This window comes from Staphylococcus cornubiensis (assembly GCF_900183575.1).
Lineage (GTDB): Bacteria > Bacillota > Bacilli > Staphylococcales > Staphylococcaceae > Staphylococcus > Staphylococcus cornubiensis.
This window is the reverse complement of record NZ_FXUZ01000005.1, coordinates 60,319-86,627: the sequence shown is the minus strand read 5'-3', so window position 1 is coordinate 86,627 and position 26,309 is coordinate 60,319. Positions and strand designations below refer to the sequence as shown.

The 26,309-nt window shown below is 37.6% G+C and carries 21 protein-coding genes, 3 pseudogenes and 2 riboswitches; of the genes and pseudogenes, 15 read left to right on the top strand and 9 right to left on the bottom strand.

What is annotated here, in order from left to right; all coding sequences use genetic code 11:
• Positions 1–50 precede the first annotated feature (50 nt).
• From thiO to CCE82_RS07440, 4 genes and pseudogenes are all read right to left on the bottom strand, one after another.
• Complete coding sequence (gene thiO, locus CCE82_RS07455; protein ID WP_086428782.1) at positions 51–1,157, bottom strand: glycine oxidase ThiO; 1,107 nt, start codon at positions 1,155–1,157, stop codon at positions 51–53.
• A gap of 90 nt (positions 1,158–1,247) precedes the next feature.
• Positions 1,248–1,350: riboswitch (TPP riboswitch) on the bottom strand.
• Between the two features lie 154 nt (positions 1,351–1,504).
• Positions 1,505–2,035 (bottom strand): annotated as a pseudogene (locus CCE82_RS07450) (DNA-binding protein); the annotation flags it as partial.
• A 113-nt stretch (positions 2,036–2,148) separates the two neighbouring features.
• The gene (locus CCE82_RS07445) at positions 2,149–2,823 is read right to left on the bottom strand and encodes a hypothetical protein (RefSeq protein WP_086428780.1); all 675 of its coding nucleotides are present in this window, start codon (positions 2,821–2,823) and stop codon (positions 2,149–2,151) included.
• A gap of 213 nt (positions 2,824–3,036) precedes the next feature.
• Positions 3,037–3,459 (bottom strand): general stress protein, encoded by a 423-nt coding sequence (locus tag CCE82_RS07440; protein WP_086428779.1) that lies wholly within the window; start codon positions 3,457–3,459, stop codon positions 3,037–3,039.
• 176 nt (positions 3,460–3,635) lie between these two features.
• Positions 3,636–3,738: riboswitch (purine riboswitch) on the top strand.
• A 184-nt stretch (positions 3,739–3,922) separates the two neighbouring features.
• On the opposite strand from CCE82_RS07440, the gene xpt reads away from it, so the two are divergent.
• Genes xpt through guaA form a run of 4 tightly spaced genes read left to right on the top strand, consistent with a single transcriptional unit; the run spans position 3,923 to position 8,840 of the window.
• Positions 3,923–4,507, top strand: coding sequence for a xanthine phosphoribosyltransferase (gene xpt / locus CCE82_RS07435; RefSeq protein ID WP_086428778.1), 585 nt, complete (start codon positions 3,923–3,925; stop codon positions 4,505–4,507).
• The gene (gene pbuX, locus CCE82_RS07430; RefSeq protein ID WP_086428777.1) at positions 4,504–5,772 is read left to right on the top strand and encodes a xanthine permease PbuX; all 1,269 of its coding nucleotides are present in this window, start codon (positions 4,504–4,506) and stop codon (positions 5,770–5,772) included. Before xpt ends, pbuX begins: the two co-directional genes overlap by 4 nt.
• Positions 5,773–5,809: 37 nt before the next feature.
• Complete coding sequence (gene guaB / locus CCE82_RS07425; protein ID WP_086428776.1) at positions 5,810–7,276, top strand: IMP dehydrogenase; 1,467 nt, start codon at positions 5,810–5,812, stop codon at positions 7,274–7,276.
• A 22-nt stretch (positions 7,277–7,298) separates the two neighbouring features.
• A complete protein-coding gene (gene guaA, locus CCE82_RS07420; RefSeq protein WP_086428775.1) occupies positions 7,299–8,840 on the top strand; it encodes a glutamine-hydrolyzing GMP synthase in 1,542 nt (513 codons plus the stop codon).
• Between the two features lie 82 nt (positions 8,841–8,922).
• On the opposite strand, the pseudogene CCE82_RS07415 reads toward guaA, so the two are convergent.
• The 3 genes and pseudogenes from CCE82_RS07415 to CCE82_RS07405 form a co-directional block, all read right to left on the bottom strand.
• A pseudogene (locus CCE82_RS07415) lies at positions 8,923–9,297 on the bottom strand (tyrosine-type recombinase/integrase); the annotation flags it as partial.
• Positions 9,298–9,323: 26 nt separating this feature from the next.
• Positions 9,324–9,815, bottom strand: coding sequence for a hypothetical protein (locus CCE82_RS07410; protein ID WP_086428774.1), 492 nt, complete (start codon positions 9,813–9,815; stop codon positions 9,324–9,326).
• 2 nt (positions 9,816–9,817) lie between these two features.
• A pseudogene (locus tag CCE82_RS07405) lies at positions 9,818–9,978 on the bottom strand (toxin C-terminal domain-containing protein); the annotation flags it as partial.
• Between the two features lie 217 nt (positions 9,979–10,195).
• Here CCE82_RS07405 and CCE82_RS07400 point away from each other — a divergent pair.
• Together CCE82_RS07400 and argS are read left to right on the top strand one after the other, a co-directional pair.
• Positions 10,196–11,128: an Abi family protein gene (locus CCE82_RS07400; RefSeq protein ID WP_086428773.1), complete on the top strand. Its 933-nt coding sequence runs from the start codon at positions 10,196–10,198 to the stop codon at positions 11,126–11,128.
• A 586-nt stretch (positions 11,129–11,714) separates the two neighbouring features.
• The gene (gene argS / locus CCE82_RS07395) at positions 11,715–13,379 is read left to right on the top strand and encodes an arginine--tRNA ligase (protein WP_086428772.1); all 1,665 of its coding nucleotides are present in this window, start codon (positions 11,715–11,717) and stop codon (positions 13,377–13,379) included.
• 122 nt (positions 13,380–13,501) lie between these two features.
• Here argS and CCE82_RS07390 read toward each other — a convergent pair whose 3' ends face one another.
• The gene (locus CCE82_RS07390) at positions 13,502–14,497 is read right to left on the bottom strand and encodes a thermonuclease family protein (RefSeq protein WP_240507187.1); all 996 of its coding nucleotides are present in this window, start codon (positions 14,495–14,497) and stop codon (positions 13,502–13,504) included.
• Positions 14,498–15,283: 786 nt separating this feature from the next.
• On the opposite strand from CCE82_RS07390, the gene CCE82_RS07385 reads away from it, so the two are divergent.
• Complete coding sequence (locus CCE82_RS07385) at positions 15,284–15,700, top strand: hypothetical protein (RefSeq protein WP_086428771.1); 417 nt, start codon at positions 15,284–15,286, stop codon at positions 15,698–15,700.
• 70 nt (positions 15,701–15,770) lie between these two features.
• Positions 15,771–16,655, top strand: a complete 885-nt coding sequence (locus tag CCE82_RS07380) for a DMT family transporter (protein WP_086428770.1) — start codon at positions 15,771–15,773, stop codon at positions 16,653–16,655.
• A gap of 83 nt (positions 16,656–16,738) precedes the next feature.
• Here CCE82_RS07380 and CCE82_RS07375 read toward each other — a convergent pair whose 3' ends face one another.
• Complete coding sequence (locus CCE82_RS07375) at positions 16,739–17,311, bottom strand: hypothetical protein (RefSeq protein WP_086428769.1); 573 nt, start codon at positions 17,309–17,311, stop codon at positions 16,739–16,741.
• A 253-nt stretch (positions 17,312–17,564) separates the two neighbouring features.
• Between CCE82_RS07375 and CCE82_RS07370 the strand changes: the two genes are divergently transcribed.
• The 7 genes from CCE82_RS07370 (at position 17,565) to cntA (ending at position 26,301) form a co-directional block, all read left to right on the top strand.
• A complete protein-coding gene (locus CCE82_RS07370) occupies positions 17,565–19,655 on the top strand; it encodes an LPXTG cell wall anchor domain-containing protein (RefSeq protein ID WP_086428768.1) in 2,091 nt (696 codons plus the stop codon).
• 185 nt (positions 19,656–19,840) lie between these two features.
• Positions 19,841–20,566 (top strand): hypothetical protein, encoded by a 726-nt coding sequence (locus CCE82_RS07365; RefSeq protein WP_086428767.1) that lies wholly within the window; start codon positions 19,841–19,843, stop codon positions 20,564–20,566.
• 128 nt (positions 20,567–20,694) lie between these two features.
• Entirely contained in the window at positions 20,695–21,081 is a 387-nt protein-coding gene (locus CCE82_RS07360) for a VOC family protein (protein ID WP_086428766.1), read from the top strand.
• A gap of 310 nt (positions 21,082–21,391) precedes the next feature.
• Complete coding sequence (gene cntK / locus CCE82_RS07355; protein WP_240507190.1) at positions 21,392–22,192, top strand: histidine racemase CntK; 801 nt, start codon at positions 21,392–21,394, stop codon at positions 22,190–22,192.
• 18 nt (positions 22,193–22,210) lie between these two features.
• Positions 22,211–23,020 carry a staphylopine biosynthesis enzyme CntL gene (gene cntL / locus CCE82_RS07350; protein ID WP_420822109.1) on the top strand — a complete coding sequence of 270 codons (810 nt, stop codon included), beginning with the start codon at positions 22,211–22,213 and terminating at the stop codon, positions 23,018–23,020.
• A gap of 1 nt (position 23,021) precedes the next feature.
• A complete protein-coding gene (gene cntM / locus CCE82_RS07345) occupies positions 23,022–24,317 on the top strand; it encodes a staphylopine biosynthesis dehydrogenase (protein ID WP_086428763.1) in 1,296 nt (431 codons plus the stop codon).
• 385 nt (positions 24,318–24,702) lie between these two features.
• Positions 24,703–26,301 (top strand): staphylopine-dependent metal ABC transporter substrate-binding lipoprotein, encoded by a 1,599-nt coding sequence (gene cntA, locus CCE82_RS07340; protein ID WP_420822108.1) that lies wholly within the window; start codon positions 24,703–24,705, stop codon positions 26,299–26,301.
• Positions 26,302–26,309 lie beyond the last annotated feature (8 nt).

Here is a 26,309-nt window from a genome sequence, read left to right as displayed (position 1 = left end):
ACTTCTATAATAGGATAATAGTAAGGACGTATAAAATCAAGATATATTTTTTATATTTGCTTGATTTGAGGTGTAAATGAATGAAGTTGTGTACGTGCTTTTCTGTCTCCATCAACGAGTTCCGCCATCAATAGTCCAGCAATCGGTGACAGTAAAATCCCATTACGATAATGACCCGTCGTGACAAAAAGTTGTGGCGCGACTTCTCCCATAATTGGGACTTCATCTTCAGTGATGGGACGAATGCCTGTCCATGTTTTAATGACGTGGTGTGAACGTAATTCGGGAATCATGTTGAAGCTTTCTCGATCAAGCCAAGCCAGATTGTCAGCGTTATTCTCAGTTTCCCAACAATCATAATCGGACGTAGCACCAATTAAGAAGCGATTTGGACGTTTGGGAACGATATAGCAACCGTTCATATTAAAAATGGTTTCTTTTAAGCCGTCGTAATTAGATGCAATGAGTTTAACATCGCCTTTGACTGGATGTGTCGGTAGTTCGAAACCTAATTGTTGTAGTAACGTGCCGCTCCATGCACCAGCTGCAATAATGAGTTCGTCTGCATCAAATGTGCCTTTTGATGTCTCAACACGATAACCGTTGTTCAAATGTTGAAGCGTGTGAACTTCGGTGTGGGTCATCAATTCGATATGAGGGCGTTGCGTCACTGAGGCAATGAGCGCTTGGGTGTAAATATTCGCATTAATTTGACCGTCGTCTTGAATTTTAAACGCGGCACTTTGTGATGGGTCAAGATGGGGGAACCGACGAGTCAATTGCTGTGTCGACAGTTGAGTCACAGTGTGGTCATGATGATGTAAAAACTGGAACTGTTGATGCACTGCTTGAACATCTTGCAGTTGAGAAGCGACTTTGATGAGCCCGTATTGTTGATATTCTATGTTGATGCCTGTTTCTCGTTCGAGCGTTTGGGCTAATTCAGGCATCATCGCACGACTTTTCATGGCGAGTCGATAAAGTGGCGTGTCCTCAAAAAATTCATTTTGTGCGCCTAACATCCCACCCGCTGCATAAGATGCGTTCATTCGTGGGGTAGAACGATCAATAATGCGGATATGGCGATGCTTGGAATCGAGTTGTCGTGCAATAGACAACCCCATCACGCCTGCACCAATAATTATCGTTTGTTTCATAAAAAAAGACCTCCTGCATAAAAGGATGCAAGAGGAATGCATATATGATTGAAATAAAGTGATCGCTCATAATTAAACTTGAGACCATTTCGTCGTCATATTACGCTTCCCTTCGTTGGTTCTAACCACGTCAGGTTCAAAGAGTTAAGATACCATCTTTCTCAGCTCACCTCGAGCACCCCTAGCTTATGATTTTTTAATAATGATTCATGATACAACTTAAACGTATGTCAAATTGAAACGTGACATCTTCATGGTTTAGCCTACCATAGATTTTTTTAACCACCAAATAAGCGTTGAAAGAACCCTTTTTTCTCGTTGCGGTGGATTGTTTCAGCAAGCTCTTGATGTTCTTTCGTTTGTGTTTCAATCGTTTCTTGCGTTTTTGTCAGTTGCTCTGTTTGTTGTTGCTGTGCAGTCGTGAGCGCTTCAAGAGACTTGTTGCTCGTTTCCAACTCTGTATGTAACTTCTGTTGTAAAGCTTTAAGCTCTTCTTGTTGTTGATGCACTTGTGAGACCATTTGACCTAACATTTGACGTTCTTCACGCATTTGATTGATTTCATGACGCAATTCTTGAATCAATTGTGGGACTTGTTGGTCAGTTGGTAATTGATGATCGTTTTCTTTAACGATGACTTGTAAAAAGTCTTTTTCTTTTTCGAGCGCTTCGAAAGCAAGATCGTAGCTATTCGTTTGTGCGACACGTTCAGCAATTTCTTGGAAGAGTTCGATATCTTCTTCTTTAAAGTCTGTCGCTTCACGTCCACGATATTCAGTCTTGTTTAAATGATAGCCGCGTTCTTCAAGATGTTGGACAATTTTACGGACTTGTTTTTCACTAAGCTCAGATTTTTGAGCGAATTCTTTTGTAAGCATATGCCATTAGGTCCTTTCTCTCATGTTTTTAGACTGTCGGTAGTGTGCGTTCAGTGACCCGTCAGTCTTACCTCTATATCATTGTAACGGCTTTAACGGCTGATTTCAAGGGCTTAGGCATAGGGTTCTTTACGTAAATCCATTTTAACAAGCAACGGATAAATTACATGTCTTGGAATCCGGTTTGCAAAAACATATTTGATAATGTACGCAGATTTAATACTTGTACCGAAAATATCCTTCGTTAGAGGAATATTCGCTTTAATGTACAACTCCATCGGTACGGGTTTACCATTACGATCTAATGAAGGTTGTAAATAGGTAATATCACTCTGTTTTTCATAGCCGTTTTGTACTAAAAAGCGACGACGAAAAGCAATTTTATCTGCTGTCTCAGTGTCCACGTCAGGTGATTCAAATGTCGACTCGAACATGAAGAAATTCACATCACGACCGTGGAGCTGATTAGAAATTTGATTCACATCTCGTTCGATTTGTTCGAGTGTTACTTTAAGGTAATGTTCACAATTTTCGCCGGGTTGACTAATCAGATAGACTAAAAAGCCAACATTCGTCGTTGCTTCATAATGGGCTGTCGCAAAACTGACGACTTCATTATCTTCTATGCCAACGATAAATACGAAATCATATTGTGTTTTTTCTGTTTTCAAGGATTGTTCAAATACAGACTCGTCTTCTGTTACGAGGGGGTCTAGTTTATCCATATAAAACGCGATTGCTGGGACATACCATGGATCTTGGGTTGATTGAATATGTACAAAATGCATGTCACTTCACCTCTCTTAATGGCTATAGTATAGCATATATGGAGAAAGAAATAGCACAATTAACGGGGAACATAGGAAGGTTGATCTCTAGACATCAATACTTCACCCAAGATTTAACACTTTCTATACAATAGAGAGACCTCTACGTACGAAAGTCGAAAGTCGGGTTAAATCTTGGGTGAAGAAGGAAGAGATACATGCACGAGGTGTGAATTACTCAATCTCACCATGATGTTCAGATGGTGCATGTTTATCTTGTAACTTTTGGTTCGCAACGTTATGTTTTTCATATTCATCTTGACCATATTTCAATTCTTGAACCATAATTACAATTTTGTTGTTTAAAATGTCTTGTTTCAGATCTTCTTTTTGTTCTTCAGAGAAACCAAATTTTGCTAATGCAGCTTCTTCACCATCTTCACCAATGAAAAAGCGCATGAACTTTTCACTAATCGTACCTGTTGTTGTTTTGTGTCGAATTTGAGAATCATGGAAACGATCTGTGTTCAGCTTGTCTTTACTTAAGACGACGATTTGATTTTCTTCAACGCCTTCTTTTAATAATTGATCTACATATTGAACTGCTTCGTCTTCAGTTCGTTTGACTTCGCATTTTGAGATTTTATAAAGTGTCATGCTATGAAACCCTCCCGATCATGTTTTATATTTATTTACCCGTATTTTAAACGCGTTAAACGGTTACATCATTATTATGGCCTTTACTCCACGAATAAGCAAGAATTTACATAAATTTCTGAAAACACTTGATTTAGTACGATAGTATTGCGTAAGTACTTTAAATTTGCTATCATCATGTAATAATTTATCACGCTCATATAATCTGAAGAATATGGCTTTAGAAGTTTCTACCATGTTGCCTTAAACGACATGACTATGAGTAATGGGACATCTATGTAATATGTAACGCGCTGTATCAATGCCTGTATATGTACGGTATCCATTTCTCCGCGCATCACTACGCTAGGCCTTTAGACGTGACATAGTGCCACTTTACAATTGTATGACTCTTACTCGTATACCTGAAACGCTATTCTTTAGTTTTGGGTTTTTTTGATATCTTTTTCGAGGAGGAATAGTAGTGGACGCATTGAGAAGAAAGGTCATGGAAGACGGCGTCGTGATTGATGAAAAGATTCTTAAAGTAGATGGGTTTTTAAATCACCAAATCGATGCAGGTTTAATGTACGACATTGGTCAAACCTTTTACGAACAGTTTGTAGATCAAGGTGTGACAAAAATTCTGACTATTGAGGCATCGGGTATCGCACCTGCTATCATGGCTGCTTATCGTTTTGATGTACCTTGTCTGTTTGCAAAAAAGGCTAAACCAAGTACGTTGAATGCAGGCTATTTCCAAACGGATGTGCACTCGTTTACTAAAAACAAGACCAATACAGTCATTATTTCTGAAGAGTTTTTATCTGCTGATGACAAAGTGTTAATTATTGATGATTTTTTAGCAAACGGTGAAGCTGCATTAGGTTTACATCGCTTAGTTGAACAAGCTGGCGCAACAACTGTCGGTGTCGGCATTTTAGTAGAGAAAAGTTTCCAACAAGGTCGTTCTCGCTTAGAAGAGGCTGGCTTAACAGTATCATCATTATGCCAAGTTGCTTCATTAGCAGGCAACCGAGTAACGTTAGTAGGAGATACAGAGTCATGAAACGATTTTTATTAAGTTTACAACATTTACTCGCGATGTATGCAGGTGCCATTCTTGTACCTATAATAGTAGGAACAAGTTTGAACTTCACACCTGAACAGATTGCTTACTTAGTGACAGTGGATATTTTCATGTGTGGGGTTGCAACTTTTCTCCAAGTTTATCGCGGCATCGGAATTGGATTGCCAGTCGTATTAGGATGTACATTTACAGCAGTTGCACCAATGATTTTAATCGGCCAAACGAAAGGTATCGACGTGTTGTACGGTTCGCTCTTCTTATCAGGGCTATTGGTGGTCATCATTGCTCCGTTTTTCGCGTCGTTAGTCAAGCTTTTCCCACCTGTTGTGACAGGGAGTGTCGTAACCATTATTGGTATTACATTAATGCCTGTTGCAATGAATTATATGGCAGGGGGACAAGGGGCTAAAGATTACGGTGACCCGAAACATATTTTACTCGGTTTTGCGACACTCGTGATTATTTTAGTGTTACAACGTTTTGCAAAAGGATTTTTAAAGTCCATTGCGATTTTACTTGGTCTAGTATTCGGCACGATTTTAGCAAGTGTATTTGGTCTCGTTGATGTCGCGCAAGTCGGACAGGCGAACTGGTTTGAACTTCCGAAACCATTTAGATTCACAGGCTTTTCTTTTGATGTCGGTGCTACGATTGTCTTTTTCATCGTCGCATTAGTCAGCTTAATCGAATCCACAGGTGTTTATCACGCCTTGAGTAAGATTACAGGAAAAGAACTCGAGCGTAAAGATTTCAGAAAAGGTTATATGGCTGAAGGGATTGCGATTACATTAGGTTCAATTTTTAATGCTTTTCCTTATACGGCTTATTCTCAAAATGTCGGTTTAGTGTCATTATCAGGTGTTAAAAAGAACGATGTCATCTATGGCATGGTGATTTTACTCGTCATTTGTGGCTGTATTCCGAAACTCGGGGCACTTGCGAACATTATTCCATTATCTGTACTCGGTGGCGCAATGCTTGCCATGTTTGGTATGGTCATGGCATATGGCGTGCGTATTCTCATTGATATTAACTTTAAAAACCAAAACAATTTATTAATCATTGCGATTTCAGTAGGGTTAGGTGCAGGGATTACTGCAGTACCTGAAGCTTTCAAAGGTCTTGGCGATCAATTCGCATGGTTTACACAAAACGGTATCGTGTTAGGTACGGTTTCAGCAATTATCTTGAATTTATTTTTTAATGGTATAAACTATCAACAAAGCAAAGAAAATGTGAAATAATAATAGGTATAAAAATGAATGGAGGCTGTCAATAGTTATGTGGGAAAACAAGTTTGTAAAAGAAGCACTCACTTTTGATGATGTACTTTTAATCCCAGCAGAATCAAATGTGTTACCGAAAGAAGTCGACTTAAGTGTAGAATTATCAGACAAAATTAAGTTAAACATCCCTGTGATTTCAGCGGGTATGGACACAGTAACAGAGTCTAAAATGGCGATTGCAATGGCAAGACAAGGTGGCTTAGGTGTGATTCATAAAAATATGAGCATCGAGCGCCAAGCAGACGAAGTACAAAAAGTTAAACGTTCAGAAAATGGTGTTATCACAGATCCGTTCTTCCTTACACCAGAAGAAAGTGTTTATGAAGCAGAAGCATTAATGGGTAAATACCGTATTTCAGGTGTGCCTATTGTCGACGATAAAACATCACGTAAACTTGTTGGTATCCTGACAAATCGTGACTTGAGATTTATTGAAGACTTTTCAATTAAAATTTCTGATGTCATGACACAAGAAGATTTAGTTACAGCTCCAGTTGGTACAACGTTACAAGAAGCGGAAGAAATTTTACAAGCACACAAAATTGAAAAATTACCGCTTGTTGAAGATGGTGTATTACAAGGATTAATTACAATTAAAGACATTGAAAAAGTACATGAATACCCATATTCAGCTAAAGATGCACACGGTCGCTTACTTGTAGCTGCAGCGATTGGTATTGCGAAAGATACAGACATTCGTGCACAAAAATTAGTAGAAGCGGGCGTGGATGCATTAGTGATCGATACAGCACACGGTCACTCACAAGGTGTCATCAATCAAGTCCGTGCAATTAAAGAAAAATACCCTGAAATTACAGTCATTGCTGGTAACGTAGCGACAGCAGCTGGAACAAAAGCATTGTTCGAAGCAGGTGCAGACGTTGTTAAAGTGGGTATCGGACCAGGTTCAATCTGTACAACACGTGTCGTTGCAGGTGTCGGTGTGCCTCAAATCACAGCGATTTATGATTGTGCGACAGAAGCACGTAATCACGGTAAAACAATTATTGCAGACGGCGGTATTAAATTCTCAGGCGATATCGTGAAAGCTTTAGCAGCAGGTGGCCATGCAGTCATGTTAGGTAGCTTGCTTGCAGGTACTGAAGAAAGCCCGGGCATGGTTGAAATGTTCCAAGGTCGTCAATATAAAGTATATCGCGGTATGGGTTCATTAGGTGCAATGGAAAGTGGTTCAAACGACCGTTATTTCCAAGAAGACAAAACACCTAAAAAATACGTGCCAGAAGGTGTAGAAGGCCGTATTGACTACAAAGGACCATTAGCTGATACGATTTATCAACTTATCGGTGGTGTGAAGAGTGGTATGGGTTACACAGGCTCAGCTAACTTGAAAGCATTACGCGATGAAGCGCAATTTACAAAAATGAGTGCAGCAGGTTTAGCAGAAAGTCACCCACATGATGTTCAAATTACTAAAGAGTCACCGAACTACTCATTCTAATTGATAAAGGAGTACACAGAGTATGGAAATGGCAAAAGAACAAGAGCTGATTCTTGTCCTCGATTTTGGTAGTCAATACAACCAATTAATTACACGTCGTATTCGTGAAATGGGCGTATACAGTGAATTACATGACCACGAGATTTCAATTGAAGAAATTAAAAAGATGAATCCAAAAGGTATCATTCTATCAGGTGGTCCAAACTCAGTATATGCAGACGATGCGTTTACGATTGACCCTGAAATTTACAACTTAGGCGTACCTGTATTAGGCATTTGTTATGGTATGCAACTTACAACTAAAATATTAGGCGGTAGAGTGGAACGTGCGAACCAACGTGAATATGGTAAAGCGATCATCAACGCCAAATCAGACGAACTATTTTTCGGCTTACCAGAAGAGCAAACGGTTTGGATGAGCCATTCAGATAAAGTCATCGAAATTCCAGAAGGCTTCGAAGTGATTGCAGATAGCCCAAGCACACAATACGCTGCAATTGAGGACAAAAAGCGTCGTATCTATGGCGTACAATTCCACCCAGAAGTGCGTCACACAGAGTATGGTAATGACATTTTACGTAACTTCGTGCGCCGCGTTTGTGAATGTACAGGCGAATGGACGATGGAAAACTTTATCGACATCGAAATCGAAAAAATCCGTGAAAAAGTCGGCGATCGTCGTGTCCTTTGTGCAATGAGCGGTGGTGTCGATTCATCAGTTGTTGCTGTATTATTACACAAAGCGATTGGTGATCAGTTGACATGTATCTTTGTAGACCACGGTTTATTACGTAAAGGTGAAGGCGACATGGTGATGGAACAGTTCGCGGAAGGTTTCAACATGAACATTATCCGTGTGAACGCGAAAGACCGTTTCATGTCTAAATTAGAAGGCGTTTCAGATCCAGAGAAGAAACGTAAAATTATCGGTAACGAATTTGTTTACGTATTCGACGACGAAGCATCAAAATTAAAAGGTGTCGATTTCTTAGCGCAAGGGACACTTTACACAGATGTGATTGAATCAGGTACAAAAACAGCACAAACAATTAAATCGCACCATAACGTAGGTGGTTTACCTGAAGATATGGAATTCGAATTAATTGAACCGATTAACACATTATTTAAAGATGAAGTGCGTGCATTAGGTATCGAACTGGGTATTCCTGAACATTTAGTATGGAGACAGCCTTTCCCAGGACCAGGTTTAGGTATCCGTGTCTTAGGTGAAATTACAGAAGACAAATTGGAAATCGTTCGTGAATCAGATGCGATCTTACGTGAAGTCATTCGTGAAGAAGGCTTAGAACGTGAAATTTGGCAATACTTCACAGTGTTACCAGACATCCGTTCAGTAGGTGTCATGGGTGACTACCGTACGTATGATTACACAGTCGGTATCCGTGCAGTTACATCTATCGACGGTATGACAAGTGACTTTGCCCGCATCGACTGGGAAGTCTTACAAAAAATCTCAACACGTATCGTCAATGAGGTCGATCACGTGAACAGAGTCGTGTATGACATCACATCAAAACCCCCAAGCACAATTGAATGGGAATAATGATATAGTGTAAATGATAGGCTAGAAATACCGTTGTGATGCGGTTTCTAGCCTTTTTCTTTTTGCGTTGAATACGTTAACGCTAAAAATTGATATGATTTGCGAACTTTTCAGCCACTTGGTCACGTTGTTTTTCTATTACGTGAGCATAAATAGCCACAGTGGTTTTAATGTCGCCATGCCTCAAACGGTCTTGAACCTCTTGTATAGATAACCCCGCTTCAAATAAAAGTGAACAATGGGTGTGTCTAAAACTGTGTATCTTGAGCCACTTAAAATTATGGTTTTGACAAATACTATCTAATAGCTTGTTTACATGTTCAGGATAGAGAGGTTTGTTACTCATCATAACATTAGTCAATGCGGGCTAGTGTTTATCTGAGGTATTATGACTATATTTAAGTGATTCAACACGTTGGTGTATTCTCCATGTTTTTAATATAGAAGGGGTTTTGTCGGCAGTCTAATACGATACTACAAATTTCATAGTGTTTTCATGATATATGAATTAAATTTAGTATTTAACATTTTAATCAGTTCTTTAGAAGCGCTAATTACATCAATCGTATCAGCACCAATTTTTAATAAAGATGTATCATCATAAAAAATGATAAAAGGTTGAATATGACTATTCTTGATATACATGCAATAATTTAACACTTCTGTAATATCTATATCGTATATACTAGAAATGATATATTTTTCATAATCGTAATGAATATTTTCACGCCAATTTTTTATATTAATATACCATCCAAGCCGAGTCACCTCTCTTTTACTATAAGGTGAGATAACTTTTGATAGGAATGAACTATTAATCTTTGACTTAAACGATAATCTCATTATTTCTGCAAGGTCTCTCTTTTGAATCGAGTTAATATCCCATCTTATTTTGTAATTATCTTCAACTTGAAAATAAGGCGTTTCACTGTTTAAGTCGAATTGAACTACTATATTTTTTAATTTAATGTCCATTATTAATCTCCAATGCTCTTTAAATTAGTATCGTATATGCCATTACGCCCAATTTCTTAATTCTACTAAATCCTTGCCAAGCTCCACCACTGTGACTATCGGCGTCGGGAGTTATATACATTGGGTTACCTCGTTTATTTCTTTTAAACACTTTTTTACCGTTCTTTAACCTAAATGAACCTAGGGAGGGTAAACAATTTCCAGTCTCTTCATATGAAAGTATACTAGAGAGTAGTGGAAGTTGAGAAGTATGTGGTTAAAAAGTATTGACATAATTTTTGTTATAAACTATTATTTGGTTATAAACGACAACGCCCTCACTCCTTTTTAGGCAGATACGCTCTGATGTGGGGGTATTTTTTTATACATAAGGGGATACAATGGAACCAAAACATCTTAATTTACAGCAACAAATTGATTTGCTTATTGATAGAGGTATGATAGTTAGTAACAAACAAGTGGCTATTAGTAAGCTAGAGAACATAGGGTACTACAAGCTTAAAGAATTTGCTTTTCCAATATCAACCGTTTCTAAGAATGAAAATGATGAGATGATTATACGTTATGACGGTGTAAAATTTGATAGTGTGATCACACGTTATTATCAGGATAAAAATTTAAGGCTTGGACTATTACACGCTATTGAGAAAATTGAAGTTTCTCTTAAAACAAAAATTTCGTTTGTTTTAGGAGAAGCGTATGGCGCCTTTGGGTATTTAAACTTTTCTAACTGGTGCAATAGAAACGAATATTGTAAACATTATCTTAGAGATCAAGAAAATAAATTTAAAAGAGAACTCATTAAAAAAATGAAGCTATCTCACAGTCCTGAATTATTTAATAAACAAAACTTCACTAAAAATGATATGCCTAGTATATGGTTAATGACGGATGTTCTAATGTTTGGTGATATTATAAATCTTTTGAAACTAATGTCTAAAAAGAACATACAAAGAATTGCTAACTTTTATAATTGCTCTGATAGCGAACTGATTTCTTGGTTAAAGTGTGTTAATTTTGTAAGAAATATATGCGCGCATAATTCTAATATACTAGATATAAAGTTGAAAACAGCACCAAAAATTCATGTTAATTGGAAGCAGGACATATATCAATTTAATGATGGGAATTATTCAAATAGATTGGCAATAGTAATTTTTATTATCCATTACTTTATTGGTCATATTAATAATAAGTACCATTTTTCAAAAATTTCAAAAGCTATTGAAAAAATTGTTGAGAATGATGAACAACTTATTCAGCAGTTGGGATTTACAAACAAAAAAGCGATTGAAAAATTAAAGAAATTCTAAGAAATATATGAGCCATAAATTTTTGTTTATCCAATTTTATCGGTTGGTGAAATCATCACTGACCGTTATTTTTAAAATATTGTGACTTTTTATTGTTATTGTCTTCAAGGGGGCCAAGACCAAAGTTTCTTCCTCATCAGCTATGATTAAATAATTGCTCAAAGCATTATTTTCATCAAATATATAAAGAGAATAGTGTGACTCGGTATTTTTTTCTGCTGTATTTTCTACAAGGAATTTTGAAATCTGCTAATTTTTGACTATGTTTCCTTTATGGTTATTTGAGGAACATATGATTCCGCATAACCATCATAATAAGCGATATGCTTTTTATAACCTCTTAAAGTTGCATCAAATTTCACTCTAAGCCTCTCATTTTTGTCATTTATTCCACTCCTGCAATGTATTACAACTTTATTATGACATACTTCAGTTACTTAATGTCTTTTCCTATGCATAAGAGCTTTTGAATTTAAAGGAATTTTCATCTTATATCATGACTCAAGAAAAAATAATCAGAAAAATATAAGTATTGTGAAAAATAATCGTGATTGATATAGTAGTAAATAAAAGAAAGGTGAAGTCTATGTTTAAACAATCAATCGCAAAGGGTTTATATCAAATTTTACAAGACCAAATGACTTTTTACGAAATCTACCAGTTGATTGAATATCCGGCTAATGAAAATCATGGGGAGTATTCATTTCCGACATTTCAATTGGCTAAAATTTTTAAAAAGCCTCCAGTTGAGATTGCCAATAGTATCAAAGAAAAGTTTGATAATGTTGATGTTCGTCAAACAGAAGTTGTGAATGGTTTTCTCAATTTCTTCTTGGATAGGGATGTGAGTGCACAGAAAATTATTGCACATTTTGGTAATGGACATTTAGAAAGTAACCAAACATTAAGTGGAGAAAAGATTGTTATTGATTACTCAAGTCCGAATATTGCTAAACCATTTTCGATGGGGCATTTGAGAGCTACAGTGCTTGGTGACAGTTTGTCCAAAATACTTGAAGCAAATGGTGCAGAAGTGATTAAAATCAACCATTTAGGTGACTGGGGAACGCAATTCGGTAAGCTTATTGTTGCTTATCAAAAATGGGGAGATGCGAAGAAAGTTGAGGAAAATCCGATACAGGAACTTTTTTACTTGTATACCAAATTTCATGAAGTGAGTGAAGAAGATCCGCAACTTGATGCAGAGGCGAGAGAAGCTTTTAGACTGCTTGAAAGTGGGAACGATGAGTACGAAGCGTTATGGTCTTGGTTCCGTGAAGTGTCAATGACGTCCTTTAATGCACTCTACAAACTTTTGGATATCCATTTTGATTACATACAAGGTGAAGCTTTTTATAATGATAAATTAACAGATACTGTCAAGTTACTGGAGCAAAAGGGTTTATTAAAGCGTGATGACGGCGCCTATATTGTAGAATTAGAGGATTTACCACCAGCATTGATCAAAAAGAGTGATGGCGCTTCCCTTTATATTACTCGTGACTTATCTGCTGTTTTATATCGTACAGCAACTTTTGACCCAACACGTATCTTATATGTTGTTGGCCAAGAGCAATCTATTCATTTTAAGCAACTCGAACAAGTGGCGCATTTATTGGGATTAAAAACTGTCATAGAACATGTTCCGTTCGGTTTGATTTTACAAGGTGGCAAAAAAATGTCCACAAGACAAGGGAAGGTCGTATTGCTTGAAGACATCATGGCTGAAGTGGAAGCGGCTGTACTCAAAACTTTAGAAGAAAAGCAATCTCAATTAACGAATAAACAAGAAACTGCGCGAGAAATTGCCATTGCGTCTGTTAAGTTTTACGATTTGAAAAATGATCGTTTGAGTAGCTACGATTTTAGAATTGATGAGATGTTAGCGTTCGAAGGCGACACAGCACTGTATATTATGTATACGTATGCAAGAATGCAATCTATTTTAAGAAAGAGTGGATATGCGAATAACGCTAAGGATAGTTTTCAATTTGAAGAGAACATGTGGGCGATTTTGAAGCATTTGAAATCTTATAATGAAGTTCTAGAAATTGCTGCGGTTAACTATACACCATCTTCAATTTGTCGATATACATTACAGTTATGTCATCATTTCAATAGCTATTACAATGTTGAAAGAATATTAGACAGTGAAAATGAAAAGTCGAAAATGATATTATTAGAGATTGTTTCTAAAAACATCGAAGAAGCGATGCAGTTATTAGGTATTAAATTAATAAATGAGATATAGATTAATGTAAAAAACAAAGAAACATAAAAGAGCGACCATAAGTTTACATCGTTATGCTGTAAATGTTATGGTCGTTCTTTAATTTAAGATATATCTGTAATAGTTACGGTATGCACAGAATATTAATTGACCTCACAAGCAAATCCATCATGGTCTCTATCTAAACGGCGCTGATAGGCAGGATGACCAGCTGGAACACCAGACGGATAAACTTTATTGAGTTCACCACAGTTTCTGAAATATGTTTGTTGAGGTGCGCTATTTTGATTTACTGTTGTTTGATTTGACGGTGTGTTGACTGTATTATTAGCAGGTGTTTCAACCGGTGCTGTATCTTGTGCAACAGAATCCGCTTGTTCAGACCATATACCTAATTTTTCTTCTTTAGCTAGCGCTTCTGCTGCTTTCAAACGATCTAAATATTTAGTATTAGGCGGATAAACATAAGCGACTTTTGCTAATCCTTCTCTGACTAAGATTTCATTGACCATTTTGCCATCTACAAAAACGTAAGCTAAGTCTCTACCATATTTATCAGTTTTAGGCCCTACATCATATTCAACTTCAATCTTTTTGGCACTACTCAGCAGAGATTTCGTTCTTTCGGAAGCTTCTTTGCCAAAAGGTTGGACACCTAAACGGGGATGCTTTGTTTCAGGTGTATCAATTAATAAATAACGTACAGTTTTCTCTTTACCTTCAATTTTAAACTTAGACGTATCACCATCAATATGTTTAATGAATATCGCAAGAAATAGATTTTCTGACGTTTTCTGCTTATCTTTTTCGTGGTCAGAGCTATTCTCATCATTTGATTGCTTTTCTTCCGCTTTTTTACGAGTTTCCGCATCCTTTTTGTCTTTCTTATCTTTCTCTTTTTTATCTTTGTCTACTTGATGGGTTTTCGTATCTTCGGAAGCACTTTTATCTTTAGGTCTGTCATTAGTTAAACCAACTAAAATACAAAGAATTAGAAATGGAATGAAACTGATTGCGTATCTCTTGGCAACGGGTTTTACAGGTTGTTTTTTAAAGAAATTCACAATCATTTTGACAAACAAATAAACATTATAAATCCAAACGAGCAACAATAGAAAAACAAAAATATTTCCTAACACCTTTTCCCTCATCCTTTACTTTTTCTTTTTATTATGATGTGAAATTATGTTTATGTAAACATTTTTTAACATAATATTATGTATTTTGCCCGGAAAATTAAAAACTGACTAAAGTTAGAATGAGAGAAGTGATGAGTAGCGTTTCGATGAGCTAGTTAATCTTACAATTTGAAAAGAAATGTAGGATCTTTTGAAATAATAAAAATTCTAAAATGGCTTCATTATGTTTTTAAAAAAGAAAAAACAGGCAATAATTTGTCCGTTTTGAAAAATTTAATTTCCCTTTTAAACTGTTTTAACTGGATGGCTTACCGTGAGTATCGTAATTTTAATGCTTTATATAAGACGAATTAACTTTTTTAGTGAATTTTCAGTGGTTTTTGCATCGTTTTTACTGTCTCAGTGTATTGTAAAATAAAACCCATGATTTCTTATATCCTCTGTATATTGCGCTTGCTTGCGATCATGGGTTGTGTTAAATTATTTTTAGGTAATAGTATTTCACTTTTGGTTGTCAGTAACCACGCAATCATTTTTCCCATTCTCTCATGAGTTTTAGCAAATGTAATAGTCATTGTGTTGAAAACTCAGCCACGCAATTCATTCTCGCGATGATGCTTACCATGTTTTTTATTTCCTATATTCCCATTAATACGTTTATTGTAGTGTGTAATCAAAAGGCTTTCAAAAAGGGCTGACAATGGTTCGTCTTTAAAACGATGAGATGATACAATAAACCGAATCCAAAATTCAGAAAATAACGACAACAAGAAAGAAGGAATTACATTGAATACATATGAGATCACATTAAGGGATCAAGCTTTTAAATATAATCGTGTTGCAGTAACGTTTAATTTGGAATCAGTAGTAGAGGGTGAAAGTGACAAAATATTTAATTTTAAAGTGAAAAGTACGTTCGACAATCAAAGTGTTTCTACAGATTTAGCGCTATTTGAAAGTGATATGCAGCAACTGCAGCAATTTGAGTTTAAAACGGGTATGACAGACATTACATTTTTAGAACCAGATCTTTATTTAACTGTAATACAGCTTGAGGACGACGAAATGGTACTTTATGTGCACTATGATTCGGGCATGCTATACGCCAATATGGGTACAGACGCAGGGGTAGCGGTTAAACTGAATGTCACCCAACGTGCTTTTCAGTCATTTATTAGTGAATTGACTGGGCTTGTTAAGTGAAGTTAGAAATTTAACCTTACCAAATCGAAGTACCTCATGAAATGGATTAAAGAAATATAGGAGTGGGACGATGAATGCTGCGATGTATATTTTTTGTATGTTGATTTGGGGTCTTAATTTTATAGCGATTAAAATACAAGGGGAAAGTGTTAGCTTAGAAGTGGCACTCCTTTATCGCTCTGTGATTGCATTAGTTTTATTTGGTGTGTTGCTATGGTTGCTACGTCAACGTGTTACATTAAATAATGTGAATGGGTTAACAGTGATAGGTTTCGGTCTTTGCAATTTTACTGTGAGTTATTTGTTGCTCTATTACGGGACGTTTTATAGTACAGCAGCTATTGTGACGCTCATTTTTTCAATGAAGTCTATTTTGACGCCTGTTCTCATCAGCATTGTATATAAAAAGTCTATCGCTCCTAAAATTTATATCGGCGGGTTTTTAGGGATTCTCAGCGTCATTATCATTTTGTATCCTGATTTGAACCATTTGTCCAGCGCGTTCATTATGGGTATAGTGATGGCAATCTTTGGAACAATCATCACTTCTGTAGGGGATGTCTTGTCGGTGTTCAATAGTAACAGAGGGACGCACCCAGTTCTTGCAAATACGTTGGGCATGTTGGGAGCGGTTCTATTTTTACTGTTTTATACATTAATCCGAGGTCAACAGTATACTGTTCCTACAGATGTGAATTTTTGGATAGGCCTGCTCTATTTATCGGTATTAGCATCATTTCTTGCGTGGTTATTTTATTTGAAATTGATTAAAAATATCGGCGCTTCGGAGAGTAGTTATATGGTGGCAATGTTTCCAGCTATAGGTGGGCTTGCCAGTGTATTATTAGGTGAGTCCAAGTTGAGTATCAGTTTAGTTTTAGGGATTGCTTTAGCTTGTTTTGGTGCTTATTTGGCATTAAGGAAAAAAGACGTATCAAAACGTTACCAGCACTAAACACATAAAAAAACCATTGTCTCTCATCCAAGGCAATGGTTTTGTGTTCGATGAATTTTGAAGCATGAGGGCCATACTTTTGTTTATAGTGAAAGCAGTGGGCTTGCTTTGAGAAATGCTTCGGTTGAAGATTTTTCTCGCCATTGATCGACTAATGCACCTTCGACATGACAAATGAAGCGCCCATCGACCATTAAATATGCGCCGTCTTCAGAACTTTCACCGACTATCGCGACATCTTGATGTGTTTTTTTAAAGTGACTGTGCAAAAAGGCTTTCATTTCATTGAATGCGGTAATGTAATCATGTGCTTCTTCGTTTGGAATGCTGTAGGCACCGACTTTCGTTTGACCCGATACGAGGCCTGTTGTATCAGAAAGGACTGCGACAGGACTGTAAACCGCAATAATGTCTCCTTCATCAGGCGAGAATGAATACCGACTTAAAATGTATTGACTGTTTTGCCAGTGCACCTCTTGATAATCGGGCAATTCCGCATATTCTAGATAATACGTCTCAAACTGGGTTTCTTCTACTGCTTCTGTATGTAATTTCATCCCCTCCACTGCCTCTAACCATGATTTCACTTCTTCTTCCGTTTTGAAAATACCTACGACTTGCCGTGTGTCATATTGTTGTAATTCTAATAAATACATCACGCATCGCCTACTTTCGTTAATTTGTCTCTATGATGATTGTATCTGTTCAAAGCGGTGCATTCAAAGAGAAATGTGCTACGCCTGTTTTAATTATGAAGGGGAAATTTGTCTCGTAAAATACTATGCTCAAAAACCTATAAACTGGATAGGGAATAAATTTAATTTCTAGTTAATATTCAGTTAATATCATTTGTTCCTTTAATGTATTAAATTAAATTAGTGTTGAATATTATTGTGAGTGAGGTTAATGATGTTAAAAGAAAATTATAAATTAAGAAAATTAAAAGTGGGCTTGGTTTCAACAGCAGCGGCAATGATTTTTGTTGTTTCAAATGGGACGGCAGAAGCATCTGAAAATACAGAGACGGAAGTACAAACAGAAGCTCAAAATGTTGTGCCAGAAGAAAAAGAAGCAGTATCAGAATCTGTTGCACCTCAACAAGCGTCAGCAATTCAGCTTGATGAAGTGCGCCCAGGAGATACGCATGTTTCTGGATATACACAACCTAACAAAGCCATTTCTATTAAAATCGATAATAAAGATATCGTATCATTGGATGAAGATTTTGAAGAAGTCGTGTCAGATGATGAAGGTAAATTTACATATGACTTAAAAGGTCGTAAAATCGTTTACAATCAAAAAGTAGATGTTGAAGCAACTGCGCCATTAAACTTAGAAGAGTTTGATGAAGAAGAATTGGAAAGTGACGGAGCAGAAAATCTTGATGCATTAGATGGATTAGAAGATGAAGAAAGCATCACGACTTCTGTGACAACACCACGTTATGAAAATGCCTATGAGATTCCAGAAAAGCGTTTGGAACCTATGGAACATCAGCATCAAGTGTGGATTGAGCCTGTATTGGAAGGTTCAGGTGTGATTAAAGGTCATACTTCAGTAAAAGGTAAAGTTGCATTAGCGATTAACAACGAACATGTGCACTTGGGAGATAAGCCAGAAAAGCTTGAAACATTAAATGATGCACAATGGCAAGAGCGCTATGATGGCATTTGGCGTCACATTAATGATAAGGGCTTTTTTGAATTTGATTTGAACCGCCATTTTGATAAGTCTTATCCATTACAATTAGGAGATCTCGTGACATTGACATTCAAATCAGATGATGCCAATGACGCGGTCGGACCTGTTGTATTTAATGTGCAAACAGAACCATTTGAACGTGTGGCGGATGCTAAAACAATCTATCAATTAGGTGAGAGTCCTGCAATTGAAGTATTAGATGATGTTGCGCATGAAATTGAAGTACAACCGATATTAGGTGATGTTTTACACACTGAAGCACGTGGTGAGCATCAAGTGCTTGTAGAAGGTACGAAAAAGATTGAAGGTCGCACGCAATATGGCAACGCACTGATTCAAATTGATTCAAATCTTGGAGAACACCGTAGTTTCCCAACGTTACAAGCAGATGAAGCGGGTTACTTTACGTTTGATTTGAAAAAAACAGAGATGCAATTGTTAAACGGAGAAGCTTTGACGTTTAAAGTTGTCGATCCACATACAAGCAAAGTGTTAGCTGAAACGACAATGGGTATCAATCCGGCTGATAAAAAGGATCAAGCGCCAGAAAAAGAATATTTGTATGGACCACTCACAGAGGAACAAAAAGCAAAGTTGAAAGCAGAAATTCTACGTCCAATGATTTTTGATGCAACGGACAATCTAGAGCCAGATACAGAATTGACTGATGAAGCAGATGCAGCACCTACTGAAGAAATGGATGAAGTAAAGGCAGATGCAGCGCCAGTTGTTGAAAAAGCTGATGTTAATGCTGAGACAACACCGGTTGCTGAAAAAGCTGAGACAGACACAAAATCGACTGTAGATACTAAAGCGACGGAAGATGTTCAGAAAACGACTGAAATGAACACGGAAGTCAAGCCATCTGTGACTGACACTTCTATGCCAGTAGAAGATGTGACATTACCTGGCCCGGTGGCACAATCAGACGACAGTGACGTCCTGGATACATCTATGCCTTCAGCAGATGTTACAAACATGGGTGGAAATGCAGAAATGGTTCATTACAAAAATCGCTTGCCATTAATACAAATGATGCAAAGCCAAGAGGCAAAAGACATGCCTACATTGATGTTGCAATGGAATGGTGCAACAGAACGTATGGCAGATGTTAATAAAGTTGTGGCACAAGAAAAAGTAGTGAAACCAACGACAGTAAAAATGGCAAAAGAAACAAATACAACAACAAGAGCGCAATTGCCAAGTACTGGTTCTATGACGCAAGTATCGTTATGGTCAGTATTGATGCTTGCTTCTGGTGCGGCATTGTTATGGTTTAGACGTCGTCGCCAGTCTTAATCACAAATATTTTCATATCAATAAGGCAATGGACTGGGAGATTAAGTTTTCCCAGTCCTTATCTTTTTTTATGAGCAATGTTATAAAAAATGTGCTGCTCATACTTCAGTCCTATTGTATATATAAATTTATTTGATATATTTATAAGTAGATAGTACTAAACATACACAAGTGAGGTGTTGAACATGAAAAGATTAGCTTTTACACTTTTTGCCTTATTGCTTTTGTTAGCTGGATGCGGTGACAAAGATTCTCAAAAAGAAGAACAAGCATCGACTCAAAACAACAAGACAGAAAAAACAGCGGATCAAAAAGACAAAAAATCAGAAAAAGATCAGAAAGAAAAAGCAACTACAGAGAAAGAGAATCAGTCGGAGCAAGCAGCAGATACAAATAACAACAAAGATGAGATGAACGGTCAGCAACAGGCCCAAAACAATCATGCGCAAAATCAAAATAGTGGAAATCAAGCTACTGTCAACACGCAACCGTCTCAGCCACAACAAAATGCAGGCGAAAAGTCTAAAATTGCATTGGCATTTTTCGGCAGTGACATCGATCATTACAGTATCACACAGTCTGAAATTATGAAAGGTGTGTATGAATATCAAGGTCCGGGTATGACTTCGACAAGACAGATCAACCAATTAACATTAAAACGTATGCAAGATATACCGAATGCACCTCAAGGAATGAAGTTTTATACTGTGATGCCGGCAAAAGGGAACTTTGCGACAATTATCGGTGTGAATGAAAACAAAGTATTTGTCGGTGGAACGCAAGGTGCATTGGTCGATTATCAAAAACTGTTAACAACGGGTAAAGAAATGAACGCACAAAGTTTGTATCAAGCACATCAAAATGACCCAGCGTTGACAACGATTGCGAATAAAATTCAAATTACAAACTAATATAAGATCATGGCGTATCTATGAAAGGATGCGCCATTTTTTATGAGTGACGTTTGTATATCGAGGGAATAAGTTAGCGTGCATGTGAATGAATAAAATAACCATCACTTTAAAGAGAGGCGAAGGTAGTGAAAATTATTGCGACAAGTTTATTTGTAGATGATCAAGAAAAAGCGAAACAGTTTTATACGACACAACTTGGGTTTGAATTAAAACATGATATTGATTTAGGTGCGGCACGATGGTTAACAGTCGTTGAACACGATTCAGACAATCCTGTTGAAATTGTACTCGAACCGAATCAAAATCCGATTGCACAAGATTATCAAACGCGTCTATTTGATAGTGGTATTCCAGCGACAATGTTTGGTGTAGATGATCTTGAGGCAACCTATCAAGCATTAACTGAGAAAGGTATTACGTTTACACAAGCACCAACGATGATGGGAGAAGTAAAATTAGCGGTATTTGATGATACATGTGGTAACTTGATTCAAATTATCGAAAACATATAAATAGGAAAATTTTAGAGACAGATGCTGTAAATGTGACAGTGTCTGTTTTTTTATACGACAAAAAAGTATTTAGACGAGTGCTTTAGGCGTGTCATTTTTAAATAAAAGAAAAACGTTAAAGAAAAAGAAAATAATAAAAATTAATGAAATAAGATAACTGTAGCTAAAAAAGAGAGAATCATAAAGTTGATAATGATTATCATTGTTGACAATTCAAAAATTAGAGGGTAGGATATTTTTAAATCGTTATGATTACGATTTGCAAAAATTAATATTTATTTTTAAAGGAGATGGAATAACATTGGAAATTGTGCATTTTTCAAAATTTAATCCATCTGGAAATATGACCGTATTAGTCGACTCACAACACGATCCTGCAGATTATGCACGGATTGCACAACAACTGATGCAAACGTCGCATGTAGGATGTGAACAAGTGGGCTTTATTGTTGATGATGAAGGCGACATTCCACATCAACTTGTCATGAGCGGACAAGAATTTTGTGGCAATGGTACGCTGTCATTTATCCGTTATTTAAAGGACAGAAAATTACTTTCTGAGCCCTCTTTTCATTTGCAAGTGTCAGGGTTGGATGAACCTGTTGCGTGTGCGGTAGATGCGGAACACAATCAGTACGAAACGACTTTACCAGAACCGCACAATATTGAAGAGAAACATTATACGATTGATGATGTGCTGTTTGAAGGTTTAGAAATTCAATATGATACATACCAACATTTTGTCTGTCCGATTACTGTATGGTCAGACAAACTGGCAACATCTGTTGAGGCGTTTGTAAGAGCGCAACAATGGCCTGAACATCTGACAGCAGTGGGCATGATGCTCTATGATACGCTGCACCAACGTTTATATCCTCTGATCTATGTTCCGCAAGTCGACAGCATGATTTGGGAGCAAAGTTGTGGCTCTGGGACAGGATCTGTAGGCATTTATGAAGCTTATCGACAGCAGTTAGACCATGTAGAAAAAGAAATTGTACAACCTGGAGGCGCATTGTCTGTGATTGTCGATCGAACGGAATCAGGCTATTCGATTGCGATTAAAGGACAAGTTTCAACAGTGGCCACAGGTATGGCATACATAGAATAGGAGCTCGAGATGATTAAAATGCAACAAAATACGAACGAATTTGAAACACGTTTGAAGCATTATCAACAACAGTTTGAGCATTTATATAACACTGTTCAGGAAGGTGAGCGTGCACTGGATGACTTAGAACAGTTAATTGATGAATACAGTGGCTACATTCTTGATGATCAGCCGACACAACAATACGAACATTGGCGTACATCTACTTCTGAACAGCAACCGCTCATTAAGCCATTAGCAGATATTACCGCGCGTTGTGTGAAATTGATGGAATCGACACGTGCACGTCGTTTGATTCACGGAGAGCTCGGTTCGACGGGATACTTTGATAATATCGAGCATTGTATTTCAGAGGAGTTTGGCCAGTTCGAGATTACACCAGAAGATACGGTGCTTCTCGTCGGTTCAGGTGCGTATCCGATGACCCTTGTTCAAATTGCTCAAGAAACAGGGGCGCGCGTCATTGGCATTGATATTGATGAAGAAGCGGTACGTTATGGCCAACAAGTGATTAACATTTTAGCGCCAGATGCACCCATCGAAATACATCAAAAAACCGTTTCAGAACTAGAAGATATCAGTGAAGTGACGCACGTGATTTTCAGTTCGACAGTTGAAATGAAGTATGACATTTTAGCAGAACTGTATGATTTAACAGACCACGATATTGTCGTGTCAATGCGCTACGGAGATGGCTTGAAGTCAATTTTCAATTATCCGAAACAAGAGACACATCCACAACAATGGACATGCGTGGATGATATTACGCGTCCTGATCAAATTTTTGATATTGCACTTTACCAAAAAAGATCAGAAGGGCGTGCATAATATGTCAAAATCTGTATTGATTGCCGGGACGGGCCCTGTAGCCGTACAACTCGCGGTATTATTCAAACGCTATACGTCACACGCTGTTGATATGGTGGGACGAGGGCGTGCGACAGAGAAAGCGCGGCAGTTTTGGACGGCATATCAAACGGCACAACAATTGGAAGTGCGTGTTCAAAATGACTTGCATGCATCGTTAGCAGGTACCGCGTCGCTTGGACAAGTGTATGACAGTTATGAAACGGTCGCACCAGAGTATGATGTGTTAGTCCTTGCGTGTACAGCGGATGCGTATAGCCAAGTCATTCAACAATTGTCACCCGCCGTACGTCAACGTCTCAAACATGTCGTCCTTGTTTCTCCAACGTTCGGCTCACATATGATTGTGCAACAACAATTCAGTGTGGATCAACCGCACATTGAAGTGGTGTCATTTTCGACATATTTAGGTGATACGAGCGTGCCGAATCCGGAAACACCGCACTGTGTACTGACTAAAGGCGTAAAGAAACATCTATATTTAGGAACGACACATGAACAGTCAGACTTTTCCCGGGAAATGATGACACTCATGTCTCATGTTCAAATCCCAGTGACAGTCGTTGCACACCCGTTAATGGCAGAGTCACGTAACAGTTCATTGTATGTGCATCCCGCTTTATTCATGAACACCCATGCACTACAAGCTGTGTTTGAAGGGATGGCCGTCCCATTTTACGTCTATAAATTATTCCCAGAAGGCCCAATTACGATGCGCTTAATTGCGGAAATGCGTCAAATGTGGCAAGAAGTGATGGCGATATTAAAACGTTTGAATATCGATACGTTGAATTTATTGAAATTTATGGTGAAAGAAAATTATCCTCTCCGTCCTGAAACGATGGATGAGGCACGTATTGAAGCATTTGAAACGTTATCGCCAATTGAACAAGAATATTTATTATACGTGCGTTATACCGGGATTTTGATTGATCCATTTTCAGAACCTGATGAAAACGGGAAATACTTCGACTTTTCGGCCGTGCCTTTTAAGCAAGTGTTTCAAAATGAACAAGGGGTTTGGCAAATTCCAAGGATGCCAAGTGAAGATTATTACCGAACACAAATGATGCGCGGTATGGCACGGGCGCTGGATATTGCGACACCGATGATGGACACATTGATTGAGCGTTATGAAGCGCAACTGACTGCTTTTCAAAAGGCACATGCTGAAGACGCGCTATCATCACAATTCGAAATCCAGTCGTTTGAGGAAGATGTCGCAAGTATCGCCGCATTATTGAACACTGGTGCATAAATGACAATGGACATTATGAGAAAAATCAGATGTATTGCAAACATAGCGCATCATCATTTTGGCTGATGTGTAATATGAGGACATTTCAGTTGCTGATTTTCTGTGATGTTAGACTTCGATGGGATTTGGATGCAAATTTGAGATTGCAAGAACTGCCCGAGACTCCCGAGGGAATAAGGCGAAGTCGAAAATCCGCCAATGCCACCTTACTGTAAAAGTAAAATCAAGCATTGGCTAGTTGAGACGAGCCCCTGGGAAAGCGAGGGCAAGTTCAGCAATCACAAAGACTGTACGCGAATCAAGTTCCGCAAATCTTCACCCTAAAAGCTTTAATGTATATTCAAATGTCAGCACCAAGAATTGAGATAAAGAGAGGATATGAATCATTATGAAAAATTTAAAGTGGATTGCCATGTGTGTTGTTTTTATACTCGTACTCGCAGCTTGTGGCAACTCAAAAGCATTAGAACAGAAAAAAGAAGACAAAAACCTTACATATGCCACATCTAAAGATATTGGGGATATGAATCCACATGTATATGGTGGTTCGATGTCAGCACAAGGGATGGTCTATGAATCATTAGTCGACCATACACAAAAAGGGATTGAACCTTTATTAGCTGAATCTTGGGATGTATCTGAAGATGGTAAAACTTACACGTTCCATTTGAGAAAAGGTGTGAAATTCCAAGATGGGACGCCTTTTAATGCAGAAGCTGTGAAAAAGAACTTTGATGCGATTCAAGCGAACAAAAAGTTACATTCTTGGATTAAATTATCGACATTAATCGATCGTACAGAAGCGAAAGATGAGTATACATTTGTCATCACTTTGAAAGAGCCGTATAACGCAACATTAGAGGAACTTTCAATGACACGTCCTTATGTCTTTGTCTCACCAAAATCATTTAAAGATGGCGGTACGAAAGATGGCTTGAAATCTTATGTCGGTACAGGTCCATACCAATTGAAATCTCACGACAAAGATGAACAAGCGACATTCGAGCGTAATTCGGACTACTGGGGCGGCGAACCTAAACTGAAAACAATCGTTGCCAAAGTATTGCCTGCAGGGGAAACATCATTTTTAGCGTTACAAAAAGGTGAAGTGAACTTTGCATTTACGGATGACCGTGGTACAGACAATATCGACAATGAAGCGATGAAAAAACTAACGGACAATGGCGATTTCCAATTGAAGCGCAGTCAACCGATGAATACGAAAATGATTGTCGCAAACTCTGGTAAGAAAGACAGTCCTGCACAAGATAAAGCGGTTCGTGAAGCATTGTGGTATAGTGTAGACCAAAAACGTATTGCGGACAAAATTTTAGATGGCACTGAAAAGCCAGCTTCACAATTGTTCTCGAAAAACGTGCCACATGCAAACATTGATTTACCAAAACGTGATTTTGATTTGAAAAAAGCAGCGGCGTTACTAGATGAAGCGGGATGGAAACAAGCTGACAAAGGCGAAGTTCGCGAAAAAGACGGTCAAAAGCTCGAAATGTCGTTATATTATGACAACCATTCAAGTTCACAAAAACAAGAAGCCGAGTTTATTCAAGCGAAAGCAAAAGAAATTGGCATGGCATTGAAAATTGTAGGTGAAACATCTGATAAAGTGGCAGAGCGTCGTACATCAGGTGACTATGACTTACTGTTCAACCAAACATGGGGTCTTCAATATGATCCGCAAAGTACGATTTCTGGATTTAAAGCAGATACAGGTTATAAAGCGGCAGTTTCAGGCATCAAAGAAAAAGACCAATTGTTTGATGACATCGATACAGCTTTACAAACACAAGATTCGAAAGTACAAGAGCAAAAATATAAAGACATTTTAACAACAGTCCATGATGAAGCAATCTTTATTCCGATTTCTCATGGGGGTATGACTGTAGTGGCACCGAAAGATTTAGAACATATTTCGTTTAAACAATCACAATACGAATTGCCATTTGAACAAATGGATTACAAATAGGGTGGTTC

Coding starts and splice junctions, on each gene's coding strand:
- thiO (WP_086428782.1), bottom strand. CDS start 1,157: ATGAAACAAACGATAATTATTGGTGCAGGCGTGATGGGGTTGTCTATT.
- CCE82_RS07445 (WP_086428780.1), bottom strand. CDS start 2,823: ATGCATTTTGTACATATTCAATCAACCCAAGATCCATGGTATGTCCCA.
- CCE82_RS07440 (WP_086428779.1), bottom strand. CDS start 3,459: ATGACACTTTATAAAATCTCAAAATGCGAAGTCAAACGAACTGAAGAC.
- pbuX (WP_086428777.1), top strand. CDS start 4,504: ATGAAACGATTTTTATTAAGTTTACAACATTTACTCGCGATGTATGCA.
- guaB (WP_086428776.1), top strand. CDS start 5,810: ATGTGGGAAAACAAGTTTGTAAAAGAAGCACTCACTTTTGATGATGTA.
- guaA (WP_086428775.1), top strand. CDS start 7,299: ATGGAAATGGCAAAAGAACAAGAGCTGATTCTTGTCCTCGATTTTGGT.
- CCE82_RS07410 (WP_086428774.1), bottom strand. CDS start 9,815: ATGGACATTAAATTAAAAAATATAGTAGTTCAATTCGACTTAAACAGT.
- CCE82_RS07400 (WP_086428773.1), top strand. CDS start 10,196: ATGGAACCAAAACATCTTAATTTACAGCAACAAATTGATTTGCTTATT.
- argS (WP_086428772.1), top strand. CDS start 11,715: ATGTTTAAACAATCAATCGCAAAGGGTTTATATCAAATTTTACAAGAC.
- CCE82_RS07380 (WP_086428770.1), top strand. CDS start 15,771: ATGAATGCTGCGATGTATATTTTTTGTATGTTGATTTGGGGTCTTAAT.
- CCE82_RS07375 (WP_086428769.1), bottom strand. CDS start 17,311: ATGTATTTATTAGAATTACAACAATATGACACACGGCAAGTCGTAGGT.
- CCE82_RS07370 (WP_086428768.1), top strand. CDS start 17,565: ATGTTAAAAGAAAATTATAAATTAAGAAAATTAAAAGTGGGCTTGGTT.
- CCE82_RS07365 (WP_086428767.1), top strand. CDS start 19,841: ATGAAAAGATTAGCTTTTACACTTTTTGCCTTATTGCTTTTGTTAGCT.
- cntL (WP_420822109.1), top strand. CDS start 22,211: ATGCAACAAAATACGAACGAATTTGAAACACGTTTGAAGCATTATCAA.
- cntM (WP_086428763.1), top strand. CDS start 23,022: ATGTCAAAATCTGTATTGATTGCCGGGACGGGCCCTGTAGCCGTACAA.